This window comes from Streptomyces sp. GbtcB7 (assembly GCF_019091445.1).
GTDB classification, from domain to species: domain Bacteria; phylum Actinomycetota; class Actinomycetes; order Streptomycetales; family Streptomycetaceae; genus Streptomyces; species Streptomyces mirabilis.
The window spans coordinates 1-12,543 of sequence record NZ_JAGXJM010000037.1 but is presented as its reverse complement, the minus strand read 5'-3'; the positions used below and the strand labels follow the sequence as shown (position 1 = coordinate 12,543).

Here is a 12,543-nt window from a genome sequence, read left to right as displayed (position 1 = left end):
CCACTGTCAGTGGGCCGGGTTCCAGGTTCTGGCCCGCAGGGGCATTCCGGAGGCTCCGGAGGGCTCGGGGGTCCTGATCGCCAGTACCTGGTTGACGCCGATGCGGTTGCGCTCGAAGGCGACCGCGGAGGCCGCCATGTACAGACGCCAGACACGGGCGCGGCCCGGACCGGTGAGCGCCACGGCCCGCGCCCACTGCGCCTCCAGGTTGGTGACCCAGCGGCGGAGCGTGAGGGCGTAGTGCTCGCGGATCGACTCGACGTCGCGGACCTCGAACCCGGCGCGTTCCAGCTGGGTGACGGTCGTTCCGATGGGCGCGAGCTCGCCGTCCGGGAAGACGTAGGCGTCGATGAACTCGTCGACGTCGTACGCCGATTCGTCCCGCCGGGGCGGCCGTGCGATCTGGTGGTTGAGCAACCGCCCGCCCGGCTTGAGGAGGCTGTACAGCACCTCGGCGTACTCCAGGTAGCGCTCGGCACCCACGTGTTCGGCCATGCCGATGGAGGAGATCGCGTCGTACGGCCCGTCGGCGACGTCCCGGTAGTCCTGCACCCGGATCTCCACCCGGTCGGTCAGCCCCTCGTCCGCGACCCGCTTACGGGCGTACGCGGCCTGCTCGTGCGAGAGCGTGACCCCGACGACGCTCACGCCGTGCTCGCGGGCGGCGTGGATCGCCATCGAGCCCCAGCCGCAGCCGACGTCGAGGAGCCGCTGACCCGGCCTCAGATCGAGCTTCTGCGCGATGAGTTCCAGCTTGTCGCGCTGGGCGTCCTCAAGGGTGCCGCCGTCCTCCCAGTAGGCGCACGAGTAGACCATCGAGGGCCCGAGGACGATCTCGTAGAAGTCGTTGCCCACGTCGTAGTGGTGGCTGATGGCGCGCTGGTCGCTGCGCTTGGTGTGGAGGTGGCGGCGACGCCTGCGCATCTCTTCCTGGGGCGGGCTGGGCGGCAACGGGAGGCCGCCCATCTTCACCAGTCCGCGGACGGCGGCCCGTACCTCCGGATCGCGCAGGGCCTCAGCGACGCCCCGCGCGTCCTCGCCCCGGTCCCAGACGAGCCCCGACAGCAGGTCGAGCGCGGTGTAGAGGTCGCCCTCCACCCCCAGGTCCCCGGCGACCCAGGCCCGGGCGAGCCCCACCTCACCCGGTTTCCACAGCAGCCGGCGCAGAGCACGCCGGTTGCGGACGACAACGGCGGGGGCGCCGGGAGGGCCCGCTTCCGAGCCGTCCCAGGCGCGGATGCGCATCGGGAGCGGGGCCCCCACCAACTGTTCGACAAGGCTCTTCAGCCGCAGCGCGGCGTCCTGCATGGCGTACACCTCCGAGACAACACTCCCGAACGCTCCAACACCACGTAAACACCAACCGGCCTCGCGCGCAGTCCCCCTTCCGCGTTACAGCTGAGCAAAATACCTGTACCTACCATGTTCTTTCGAGGGGGCGGAGGGGAGCGCGCGCTCTGGAAATCCGGGCGCCCCAAGGCTTTCAGGGGCGCGGGGCTGTGACATTGTGCGGCTCCGCCGCGTGGGCGCGACCAGCCCCCACCGGCCCGCGGCCGAACAATGCCAAAGGGACCCCCCGCACCACGGATGGCGGAAGGTCCCTCAGGGACGAGCGGGTGACCGGAGGTCAGGAGGCCTTGGCCTTCTCCTCGGTCTTGGCGGCGGCGGCCGGAGCCGCGGCGGCAGCCGGAGCCGGAGCCGGCTTCGCAGCCTCGTAGAACTCCTCACGAGGAGTCTCCATCGCACCGAGCGAGACGACCTCACGCTTGAGGAACATCGCGAGCGTCCAGTCGGCGAAGACGCGGATCTTACGGTTCCACGTCGGCATCGCCAGCCCGTGGTAGCCGCGGTGCATGTACCACGCCAGACGACCCTTGAGCTTGATCTTCATCTTGCCCATGACGATCATCGCGACGCCCTTGTGCAGGCCGAGACCCGCGACAGCGCCCTTGTTGGCGTGCGAGTACTCCTTCTGCGGGAAGCCCCGCATGCCGGAGACCACGTTGTCGCCGAGGACCTTCGCCTGACGGAGCGCGTGCTGCGCGTTCGGCGGGCACCAGGCGTTCTCGACCCCGGCCTTGCGCGCGGCGACGTCCGGCACCTGGGCGTTGTCGCCGGCGGCCCAGATGTAGTCCGTGCCCTGCACCTGGAGGGTGGTCTGGGTGTCTACGTGACCACGCGGGCCGAGCGGCAGACCGAAGCGGGAGAGGACGGGGTTCGGCTTGACGCCGGCCGTCCACACGATGGTGTTGGAGTCGACCTCGAGGCCGTTCTTCAGCACGACGTGGCCGTCGACGCAGGAGTCCATGGAGGTGGAGAGGTAGATCTCCACACCGCGGCCCTCCAGGTGCTCCTTGCCGTACTGGCCGAGCTTGGGGCCGACCTCGGGGAGGATCTTATCCGCGGCGTCGACGAGGATGAAGCGCATGTCCTCGCGGGACACGTTGGTGTAGTACTTCGAAGCGTCGCGGGCCATGTCCTCGACCTCGCCGATGGTCTCCGCACCCGCGAAGCCACCGCCCACGAAGACGAAGGTGAGCGCCTTGCGCCGGATGTCCTCGTCCGTGGTCGAGTCAGCCTTGTCGAGCTGCTCGAGGACGTGGTTGCGCAGGCCGATGGACTCCTCGATGCCCTTCATACCGATGCCCTGTTCGGCGAGGCCGGGGATCGGGAAGGTGCGGGAGACCGCGCCCATCGCGATGACGAGGTAGTCGAAAGGCAGCTCGTACGCCTCGCCCACGAGGGGGGCGATCGTGGCGACCTTGCGGTCCTGGTCGATGGTGGTGACCCGGCCGGTGAGGACCTCCGCCTTGGGCAGGACGCGTCGCAACGGGACGACGACGTGCCGAGGGGAGATGCTGCCGGCGGCGGCTTCGGGGAGGAAGGGCTGGTAGGTCATGTACGACCGGGGGTCGACGACCGTGACGGTCGCCTCGCCGTAGCGCATCTTCTTGAGAATGCGCCGAGCTGCGTACAGGCCTACGTACCCACCGCCTACTACGAGGATCCTGGGACGCTCCGTGGTGCTCATGCCATCGAGTATCCACCCGCCCCTGGAGGGTCGCTCGTGCGCCCCTTCACAAGCTTGGGTGGGGCCTCTGCTACACTGCGCCGCTCACGTGACCCAGGTCATGGCGGCGAGAGGGAACCACCGTGTAGTGGCGACCGTTGTCAACACCGCGTGAGCTGCCGCTCCGGGTGTCCGAACCGGTCGAACCACCCCTCCGCTTCACCCGCCGGAAACACTCCTGGAACACTCCGTTGAGCACCCTCCCGAGCCTGGTGAGCCCCCTAAGAGCACTCAAGGGGGCCCATCGTCCCCCCACAGGGCCGAATTCCTTGTGAAGAACTTCACGAAGTTTTCCGGCGGCGTGTCGCCGAGAGGGTCCGAATGGCCCCCTGGGCGCGCTCATACGTTATCCGACCTGCTCAAGGGAGGCTACCAGCGGGTAGTAAAGGCTCCCTCACTGCAGAAGCCGCACTCGGAAACGGCACCCCTCGGCCCCGTCCGGTCAGCCCCTCACGCGATGGACCACGCGATCCCGTCCAGGATGTCGTGTTCGCTCACCACGACCTCCGCCGCACCGATCCGCTCCATGATCGCGAGCAGGACGAGGGCACCGGCGGCGATGACGTCGACGCGCCCCGGGTGCATGGAAGGGATCGCGGCGCGCTCGGCGTGGGTGGAGGCCAGCAGCCGCTCGGTGATCTCGCGGACCTTCTCGTACGGGAGGCGGGAGTGGTGGATGGCGGCCGAATCGTAGGCGGGGAGGTCCAGCGCGATGGCCGCGACCGTGGTGACCGAACCCGCGAGGCCGACGAGCGTGTGGGCCTCGCGCAACGGGACCGTCCGCTCGGCGAGGTCGAGGGCCGCCTCGATGTCGGCGCGGATGGCCTCGATCTCGGCGGGGGTCGGCGGGTCGCTGACGACCCCGTCGTGCACGAGGTGCCGCTCGGTCATCCGTACGCAGCCGATGTCCACGGAGCGGGCGGCGCGCACGTGGTCGTCACCGACGACCAGTTCGGTGGACCCGCCGCCGATGTCCACGACCAGGTAGGGCCTGGCGAGGTCGTCCCGGCCCGTCAGTTCCTTGGTCGCGCCGGTGAAGGAGAACTCGGCCTCCTCGTCGCCGGTGATGACCTCGGGCTCGACGCCCAGGATGTCCAGCACGCCGCGTACGAACTCGTCCCGGTTCTCCGCGTCGCGGGAGGCGGAGGTCGCCACGAAGCGCAGTCGCTCCGCGCCGTGCCGCTTGATGATCGCCGCGTACTCGCGGCAGGCCTCGAAGGTGCGCTCCAGGGCCTCGGGGGCGAGGCGTCCGGTGCGGTCGACGCCCTGGCCGAGCCGGACGATCGTCATCCGGCGGTCCAGATCGACGAGTTCCCCCGTCACCGGGTTCGCGTCGGCGACGAGGAGGCGGATCGAATTCGTACCGCAGTCGATGGCGGCGACCCTGGTCATCGGTTGTTGTCTCCTGCTCGTGAATTCGTTTCGACGACGCGCGACCGGGCCCGGGACCCCAGGGGCGCGGGGAACTGCGCGCTCAACCCCCACCGGCCCGCGGACAAAGCACTGGGCGCGGACGCGGTGTCGGGGCGAAGCCCCGCCTTGGGGGGCGCGGGGAACGGCGCGCTCAACCCCCACCCGCCCGCAGACGGAACACGCACCGGGAGGAGGGGGCGCAGCCCCCTTCACTCCCCCTCGGACGGCGGCTCCGCCGCCACCACGCACGCACCCTTGCGCCACCACTCCGGCAACATCGCGATCGCCTCGTCGCCCAGCGGATTCACCCCGGGCCCCGCGGCCAGCGAGTGCGCCACCAGCACATGCAGACACTTCACCCGGTCCGGCATCCCACCGGCGCTCGGAAAGCCCGCCAGCACCTCGATGGCGTCGCGCCTCGCGATGTAGTCCTCGTGGGCGGCCCGGTACGCGGCGGCCAGCTCGGGATCGGTCGCCAGCCGGTCCGTCATCTCCTTCATGACGCCGTTGGCCTCCAGCGTGCCGATCGCGGAGGCCGCGCGCGGGCACGTGAGGTAGTACGTCGTCGGGAACGGCGTACCGTCCGGCAGCCGGGGCGCCGTCTCCACCACGTCCGGCTGACCGCAGGGACAGCGGTGCGCGATCGCTCGCAGCCCGCGCGGCGGCCGGCCGAGCTGTTGCTTGAAGGCCTCGACGTCCGCGTCGGTCGGCTCGGTGCGCGGGGTGGGCGGCGGGGGCGTTTCCATGCCTGTGCTCAAGTCTCTTTCTTCTTCGATTCGCCGGTCGTCAGGTCACCGGCCATCAGGTCACCGGTCGGAGTGGTCCGACTTGTCGACGCCGTCCCAGACGTTGGCGTACCAGGGGCGGGCTGCCACCCCCAGATCCGTACGCGACTGCTTCGCCGCGTCCGGGTCGATCACGACGTATCCGGTCTCGCCCGGCATCACATAGTGCAGCCGTTCCCGGATCTGCTGCTTCGCGTACGCGTCGTCCTGCCAGCGCGCCTTGAGGTCACGCAGCTGTTCGACCCGGGCGCGGGCCTGCTCCTGCTGTCGCTCCAGATCGGCGATCTCGGCGCGCTGGGACACGTACTGCCTTATCGGGTACGCGAGGGCCACGATCAGAGAACAGAGTACGAGAGCCAGCAGCGCGGCGCGGCCGGTCAGGCGTGAGCGGCGGGCCTGGCGCTTGGTCTGCGAGCGGTAGACCCGGGCCGCCGTCTGCTCGCCGAGCAGCTTCAGCCTGGTCGCGGTGGAGAACCGGTCCCGGTCCTTCACGCCCATGTCCCGCCTCCCGTTCACACGCGCGTACGTCCCCGGACACGGTACGGGACCGGGTACGGGGACGTACGTACGACTGGCTAAGGCTTGACCCTCTGCGGGTGTCAGCCCTTGAAGCGCGGGAAGGCGCTGCGGCCGGCGTACACCGCGGCGTCGTCGAGGATCTCCTCGATGCGCAGCAGCTGGTTGTACTTGGCGACGCGGTCCGAGCGGGCCGGGGCGCCGGTCTTGATCTGGCCGCAGTTCACCGCGACGGCGAGGTCGGCGATGGTGACGTCCTCGGTCTCGCCGGAGCGGTGGGACATCATGCACTTGAAGCCGTTGCGCTGGGCCATCTCGACGGCGTCCAGGGTCTCGGTCAGCGAGCCGATCTGGTTGACCTTGACGAGCAGGGCGTTCGCGGAGCCCTCCTCGATACCGCGGGCCAGGCGCTCCGGGTTGGTGACGAAGAGGTCGTCGCCGACGATCTGGACCTTGTCGCCCAGCTTCTCGGTGATGACGTTCCAGCCGGCCCAGTCGTCCTCGTACAGCGGGTCCTCGATGGAGACCAGCGGGTACGCGGAGACGAGCTCCTCGTAGTACTCGGTCATCTCGGCGGCCGAGCGGGACTTGCCCTCGAACTCGTACTTGCCGTCCTTGTAGAACTCGGACGCGGCGACGTCGAGCGCGAGCGCGATCTGCTCACCGGGGATGTAACCGGCCTGCTTGATGGCCTCGAGGATGAGGTCGAGCGCGGCGCGGTTCGACTCCAGGTTCGGGGCGAAGCCGCCCTCGTCGCCCAGGCCGGTGGACAGGCCCTTGGTCTTCAGCACCTTCTTGAGGGTGTGGTAGACCTCGGCGCCCCAGCGCAGGGCCTCGGAGAAGGACTCCGCGCCGATCGGGGCGATCATGAACTCCTGGATGTCCACGTTGGAGTCGGCGTGCGAGCCGCCGTTCAGGATGTTCATCATCGGAACGGGCAGCAGGTGCGCGTTCGGGCCGCCCAGGTAGCGGAAGAGGGGGAGGTCGGACGCCTCGGAGGCGGCGTGCGCGACGGCGAGCGAGACGCCGAGGATGGCGTTGGCGCCGAGCGAGCCCTTGTTGTCGGTGGCGTCCAGGTCGAACATCGCCTGGTCGATCAGGCGCTGCTCGGTGGCGTCGTAACCGACGAGCTCCGGGCCGATCTGCTCGATGACGGCGAGGACGGCCTTCTCGACACCCTTGCCGCCGTAACGGTTGGGGTCACCGTCACGGAGCTCGATGGCCTCGAAGGCGCCCGTGGAGGCGCCGGACGGGACGGCGGCACGACCGGTGCTGCCGTCGTCGAGGCCGACCTCGACCTCGACCGTGGGGTTGCCTCGGGAGTCCAGGATTTCCCGGGCTACGACGACGTCGATGGACGGCACGAGCATCTCCTTCTGGGATGTGACGCGGGTACGCGGAGCCTGTGATGGCTTCGCGACATGAGCCTAACCGCCCCGGGGGGATCGGCCAGCCGGTCGCCCACCCCTTGGGCAGAAGTGAACGTACACATTGTTCCAGAACGGAACAAAAACGGGTACGGAAATCCGGGTACGAAACGCTCGGTACGAAACGCTGGATACGAAAAACCCCGCTCCGGTGCGTACGGGGGAACACGCACCGGAGCGGGGAGCCCGTGGGGACGGGGGTGGCCCTCACCGGGGTCTCCAGTGTGGAGACCCCTTTTATGAGGGACCTGTCATTCAGCTGGGGTGAAGCTGCCGATCATCAGCTGAGGTGCAGCTGCTGACCCGGGTAGATGAAGTCGGCGTCGTCGACGATGTCCTTGTTCAGCTTGAACAGCTGCTGCCAGCCGCCCTTGACCTTCTTCTTCTCGGCGATCGAGCTGAGGCTGTCGCCCTTGACGACCTTGTACTCGCCGTCACCCTTCTTGACCTTCTTGCCGGTCGGAGTGGAGACGGTCTTCTTGGCGGCCGGGCGGGACGCCGAACGGGAGGCCGCGGTGTCCGTCGAGCGGGTGGCGGTGCTGGTGCTCGGCGAGCTGTTCGACGAGGAGCCGTTCGAGGAGGACGAGGTCGACGGGGCGCTCGCACCGCCGGTGTACGCGGCGCTCGACAGGCCCGTGCCACAGGTCGGCCAGGCGCCCTTGCCCTGCGCGGCGAGGACCTTCTCGCCGACGGTGATCTGCTGGGACTTGGAGGCCTGGTTGGCAGTCGCGGCGTACGCGGTGCCGCCGTACGCGGCCCAGGTGGAGGCCGAGAACTGCAGACCGCCGTAGTAGCCGTTGCCGGTGTTGATGGACCAGTTCCCGCCGGACTCGCACTGGGCGACGGCGTCCCACTGGGAGGCGGTGGCGGCGGAGGCGTTGCCGACCGCCATCAGCGGAGCGGCGATGGCGACACCGGTGACACCGGCGAGCGTGGCGACCCGAGTGGCCTTGGACGGACGGCGGTGCTTGCCCTTGCTGGAAAACAGCATGGAGAGATCCCCTCACCGACGCCTGCGAGGTGAGCTGTCGGGTTCGGGCGGGTGAGTGCCCGGCCGTGCGCTCTGAGCGCTCGGCTTCACCCCAAGCCGCTCCCGGTCAACTACCGGGCGCGGCGCTTACCTTGGGTCCCCCGCTCCTGCCTACGGCGCTGACGCGTCGACTGTTCCCGTACGGCCGTTGGCAGGATTCGGCGTTGACGACCGTCGGGGCCCGCTGTGGCGAGCGGTCATGACCGTAAGCAGGCGATCGGCTGAATTCCAAAGACGATCAGGGCCTTTGAGATCCATCTCTCACTCGCACCAAACCGGACATTACCCAGCGAACCATGACGCGAACTGCCCCTACTTTTCGCCCGATTCGGCACCAACTGCAAGGCTCTGACCGGGGAGGATGAGGTTCGGGTCGACGCCGACCGTCTTCTTGTTCGCGTCGTACAGCTCGGCCCATCCGCCTTCGAGGTCAAGGGCGTCCGCGATGGTCCAGAGATTGTCTCCGGCGCGCACGACGTAGGAGCCGTCGACGACATCACGGGAGGCGCCTGCGCCGCGCGAGGCGTGCCGCCCGGAGGAGTCGTCGCTACGGCCGTCCACGGCGCTGTCGGTGGTGTTCTCGTCCGCGGTGCCGCCACGGTGGCGCCCCGCACCGGTCGTCGCGTTCTCGGACGTACCGGAAGAGTCGCCGCCCTGGCCGGAGTTGCCCGAGTTGTCGCTCTTCGTCGTTTCCGTGTCGGAGCCGTCCGCCCCCTGGGCGTCGCCGCTGGTGTCGGCCTTCGTCGTGTTCTCGGCCGCGCCCCCGGTCGACTTCGAGGACGAACCGGATGAAGACGAGCCAGACGAAGACGAATCGGACTTCGAGCCGGAAGAGACGGACGGAGTCGACGTCACGGACGAACTGGACGAATCAGATGAACCGGATGAATCCGGTGTACTGGACGAGTCGTTCGCCACGCCCGTGTCGACCAGGATGTCGCCCGAGTTCTTGCTCAGCCCGGAGAGCGGTCCACAGGTCGGCCAGGGGGTGAGGCCCTGGTCGTCGAGGAGCTTCTCGGCGATGGCTATCTGCTGCGAGCGGCTGGCCTCGTCGGCACTCGACGCGTAGGTGAGGCCGCCGTACTTCTCCCAGTCCGCCTGGCTGATCTGGAGCCCGCCGTAATACCCGTTGCCGCTGTCGGCACTCCACTGGCCGGCGCTCTCGCACTCGGCGACCCGGTCCCACGTGGTGCCGTCGGCCGCGCTCGCGCTGGTGGCACCGAGCAACGGGATCGCGATGGCGGATCCGGTCACTCCTGCCGCGACGATGAGGGCCGGGGCCTGACGGGGGCGACGATGGCGGCCGTTCCCGGAGAGCATGCGGAAGCCTTTCACGTGACAGCAGGTGACTACGCGACGTGTGAGTCGCGTTGACGAGTGAACGTATCCGCACCCGAACGCTTGTCACAAGTCGATGCAGCGTAGATCACGTGAAGATCACAGAGTTGAGTGCGCGTCAGGTTTGAGCGCCGATAGGTGTAAGGTCGCCCGCTATCGCGCGACCGGTACCGGAGGCGTGAACTCCACTGGAAGCGTGCGCAATCCGCGCATAATGAGCCCGCCGCGCCAGCGCAAATCGGCCGAATCTCCCGCGAGTTGAAGGTCGGGGAGACGGGTGAGAAGGGTGGCGAGCGCGGTCTGGCCCTCCAGGCGGGCGAGCGGGGCGCCGAGGCAGTAGTGGATGCCGTGGCCGTAGCCGAGGTGTTGGTTGTCACGGCGGGAGAGGTCGAGCGTGTCCGGCCGTTCGAACCGCGCGGGGTCACGGTCCGCAGCCGCGAGGACCACGAGGACGGGGTCGCCGGGCGCGATGCCTTGACCGCCGATGCACACGGCCTCGGTGGCGAACCGCCACGTGGCCAGTTCCACGGGCCCGTCGTAACGGAGGAGTTCCTCGACGCCGGCCTCGAGGAGTCCGCGTTCACCGGCGGCGAGGGACTGCTGGAGACGCGCGCGCTGCTCGGGGTGGGTGAGGAGGGCGTACGTGCCGTTGCCGATGAGATTGACGGTCGTCTCGAACCCGGCGAAGAGCAGGATGAAGGCCATGGCGGCGGCCTCGTTCTCCGTGAGGTGCTCGCCGTGGTCGGAGGCGCGGATGAGGCCCGAAATGAGGTCCTCACCGGGCGCGGGCGTATCCGGAAGACCTTCCCGCTTCTTGTGAATGAGCTCGAGCAGATACCCGCGCATCTTCTTGACCGACCGTGCGACCCCGCCCCGCGGTCCGCCACCGTGCCGGATCATCATCCCCGCCCAGTCCCGGAAGTCGTCCTGGTCCTCGCGGGGCACGCCCAGCAGGTCGCAAATGGCGTAAATGGGAAGCGGGAACGCGAACTCGTGGATCAGATCCGCAGAACCCTTCGCCGCGAACTGGTCGATCAGTTGATCGGTGAGCTCCTGCACGCGCGGCGCGAACTCGGCCACCCGTCGCGGCGTGAACGCCTTCGAGACCAGCCGCCGCAGCCGGGTGTGGTCCGGCGGGTCGATGTTCAGCAGATGCGTCATCAACTCGGCCTTGCGCTCCCCCGGAATACCCGTCTTCCCTTTCGCGTGGGCGGGTTCGTCGTGGTGCGCCGGATTCTTGCTGAGCCGCGCGTCGGCGAGCGCCTGCTTGGCGTCCGCGTACCGCGTCACCAGCCAGGCCTCGACCCCACTCGGCAGCCGCGTCCTGTGCACGGGGGCGTGCTCCCGCAGCCAGGCGTACGCGGGGTAGGGATCGCTGGCGAACTCCCAGGTGAAGAGTTCCGGGGCGGGGCTGAACGGCGGCGGCTGATCGGTCACTCCCTGACGGTATCCGGAGGGAGGGGAGGGACGGCGCGGCGGAGGGAGGGGGGAGCGGGGCGGGGGCGGTGCGGGAGGTGGGGGCGGTGCCGGGGGGTGGGGGGCGGCATGTGTACGTGGGGGGCGGTGCAGACCGCGCCCCATTCATCCCGGGCCATCCCGAAATCGGCTGCTGTTTGACTCCACGGCTCGCCTCCTCCCTAAATTCGCGCCGTGGACCCCGAAATCCTCAGATCCAGCTTCGCGGTCGTCGAAAGACGGGCCGAGTTCGCGGTCAAGTACTTCTACTCGCATCTCTTCCGGCACAACCCGGACGTCCGCGGGCTCTTCCCCCTGGACTTCCCGGAGGACATGGAGCGACAGCGGGACCGGTTGTTCGCGGCACTCACGTATGTGATGGAGCGGCTGGAGGATCCGACGCTGCCGGGGTACCTGCGGGAGCTGGGACGGGACCACCGGAAGTACCTGGCCGAGCCGGAGCACTACGCCGCCGTGGGGGCGAGCCTGATCGCCGCGTTCGCCGCCGTCGCGGGGTCGGCGTGGAGCGCGGAGGCCGAGAAGGCCTGGGCCGAGGCGTATGGGGCGATCACGAACGTCATGCTCCAGGGCGCGTGGGAGGCACAGCACGAGGGTGAACCGCCCTGGTGGGACGCCGAGGTCGTGTCCCGGACCCGGCACGGCGACGACCTCGTCGTACTGACCCTCCGCCCGCACCAGCGGCTGCGCTACTCCCCCGGCCAGTACGTCAGCGTCAGCGTCCCCCACCTGCCGGGCATCTGGCGCCCGTACTCGCTCGGCAACGCGCCCCGCGCCGACCACACCGTCGACCTGCACGTCAGCCGCGTCGAGAACGGGGTGCTGTCCACCGCCCTGGTCCGGCAGACCCGGGAGCGCGATGTCCTGCGGCTCGGCGCACCCGGCGGCGCCCTGACCCTGCGGGCGCCGGTGGAACGGCCGCTGACCTTCATCGCGGCCGGCACCGGATGGGCCCCCGTCAAGGCACTGCTCCAGCAACTCGACGCCACGCACGAGGCCCGGCTGTTCCTCGTGGCCCGCGACACCTCGTACCTCTACGACCGGTCGGCCGTGGAGCGACTCCAGTCCCGGTTACCCCGCCTCGGCGTCACCTTCATCACCCCCGCACCCGGCCGCCCCAAGGCCCAGGCCACCGAGCGACTGCTGACCGCGCTGGGCAACCGCGCCGGCTGGGCCCGCCACGACGTCTATCTCGCCGGGCCGCCCCAGCTCGTCGAGGAGATCGCCGAGGCCCTCCCCGCCCTCGGCACCCCGCCGGAACAGATCTTCCACGACCTCCTCCCACCCGCCGACCCCAGCCGCCCCCGCCCCCTGGGCCCCGCGGAATGGCTCCTGGACCGCCCCCACCCCAACTGGCACAACCCAACAAGCCGCGCCCCCCACACGTAGCCCTGGGGCCCCCCCCCCCCCCCCCCCCCCCCCCCCCCCCCCCCCCCCCCCCCCCCCCCTCCCCCCCCCCCCCCCCCCCCCCCCGCCCCCCTCCCCCCCCCG

General features: G+C 69.6%; 10 protein-coding genes and 1 riboswitch. Of the genes, 1 reads left to right on the top strand and 9 read right to left on the bottom strand.

From position 1 onward, the window contains the following. Positions 1 to 6: 6 nt before the first annotated feature. From KVT44_RS42900 to KVT44_RS42860, 9 genes are all read right to left on the bottom strand, one after another. Positions 7 to 1,308, bottom strand: coding sequence for a cyclopropane-fatty-acyl-phospholipid synthase family protein (locus KVT44_RS42900; protein WP_217573365.1), 1,302 nt, complete (start codon positions 1,306 to 1,308; stop codon positions 7 to 9). Positions 1,309 to 1,627: 319 nt separating this feature from the next. Next, positions 1,628 to 3,031 (bottom strand): NAD(P)/FAD-dependent oxidoreductase, encoded by a 1,404-nt coding sequence (locus KVT44_RS42895; RefSeq protein ID WP_099922277.1) that lies wholly within the window; start codon positions 3,029 to 3,031, stop codon positions 1,628 to 1,630. Positions 3,032 to 3,520: 489 nt separating this feature from the next. Next, entirely contained in the window at positions 3,521 to 4,462 is a 942-nt protein-coding gene (locus tag KVT44_RS42890) for a Ppx/GppA phosphatase family protein (protein ID WP_190171922.1), read from the bottom strand. Positions 4,463 to 4,692: 230 nt separating this feature from the next. After that, positions 4,693 to 5,229 (bottom strand): DUF501 domain-containing protein, encoded by a 537-nt coding sequence (locus KVT44_RS42885; RefSeq protein ID WP_054237267.1) that lies wholly within the window; start codon positions 5,227 to 5,229, stop codon positions 4,693 to 4,695. 60 nt (positions 5,230 to 5,289) lie between these two features. Next, positions 5,290 to 5,766, bottom strand: a complete 477-nt coding sequence (locus KVT44_RS42880; RefSeq protein WP_190171921.1) for a septum formation initiator family protein — start codon at positions 5,764 to 5,766, stop codon at positions 5,290 to 5,292. A gap of 101 nt (positions 5,767 to 5,867) precedes the next feature. Further along, positions 5,868 to 7,154 (bottom strand): phosphopyruvate hydratase, encoded by a 1,287-nt coding sequence (eno, locus tag KVT44_RS42875; protein ID WP_060897729.1) that lies wholly within the window; start codon positions 7,152 to 7,154, stop codon positions 5,868 to 5,870. A gap of 337 nt (positions 7,155 to 7,491) precedes the next feature. Then, the gene (locus KVT44_RS42870) at positions 7,492 to 8,202 is read right to left on the bottom strand and encodes a transglycosylase family protein (protein ID WP_217573363.1); all 711 of its coding nucleotides are present in this window, start codon (positions 8,200 to 8,202) and stop codon (positions 7,492 to 7,494) included. Positions 8,203 to 8,206: 4 nt separating this feature from the next. After that, positions 8,207 to 8,415, bottom strand: a riboswitch (cyclic di-AMP (ydaO/yuaA leader). A 138-nt stretch (positions 8,416 to 8,553) separates the two neighbouring features. Continuing rightward, complete coding sequence (locus tag KVT44_RS42865) at positions 8,554 to 9,576, bottom strand: transglycosylase family protein (RefSeq protein ID WP_308314263.1); 1,023 nt, start codon at positions 9,574 to 9,576, stop codon at positions 8,554 to 8,556. Between the two features lie 156 nt (positions 9,577 to 9,732). After that, the gene (locus KVT44_RS42860; protein WP_217573361.1) at positions 9,733 to 11,016 is read right to left on the bottom strand and encodes a cytochrome P450; all 1,284 of its coding nucleotides are present in this window, start codon (positions 11,014 to 11,016) and stop codon (positions 9,733 to 9,735) included. Positions 11,017 to 11,229: 213 nt separating this feature from the next. Here KVT44_RS42860 and KVT44_RS42855 point away from each other — a divergent pair, with 213 nt between their 5' ends. Further along, positions 11,230 to 12,441: a globin domain-containing protein gene (locus KVT44_RS42855; protein WP_217573359.1), complete on the top strand. Its 1,212-nt coding sequence runs from the start codon at positions 11,230 to 11,232 to the stop codon at positions 12,439 to 12,441. The last annotated feature ends 102 nt before the right edge of the window (positions 12,442 to 12,543 follow it).

Excerpts from the sequence above, each read along its gene's own strand:
- KVT44_RS42900 (WP_217573365.1), bottom strand. The coding sequence starts at position 1,308 with ATGCAGGACGCCGCGCTGCGGCTGAAGAGCCTTGTCGAACAGTTGGTG.
- KVT44_RS42895 (WP_099922277.1), bottom strand. The coding sequence starts at position 3,031 with ATGAGCACCACGGAGCGTCCCAGGATCCTCGTAGTAGGCGGTGGGTAC.
- KVT44_RS42890 (WP_190171922.1), bottom strand. The coding sequence starts at position 4,462 with ATGACCAGGGTCGCCGCCATCGACTGCGGTACGAATTCGATCCGCCTC.
- KVT44_RS42885 (WP_054237267.1), bottom strand. The coding sequence starts at position 5,229 with ATGGAAACGCCCCCGCCGCCCACCCCGCGCACCGAGCCGACCGACGCG.
- KVT44_RS42880 (WP_190171921.1), bottom strand. The coding sequence starts at position 5,766 with ATGGGCGTGAAGGACCGGGACCGGTTCTCCACCGCGACCAGGCTGAAG.
- eno (WP_060897729.1), bottom strand. The coding sequence starts at position 7,154 with ATGCTCGTGCCGTCCATCGACGTCGTCGTAGCCCGGGAAATCCTGGAC.
- KVT44_RS42870 (WP_217573363.1), bottom strand. The coding sequence starts at position 8,202 with ATGCTGTTTTCCAGCAAGGGCAAGCACCGCCGTCCGTCCAAGGCCACT.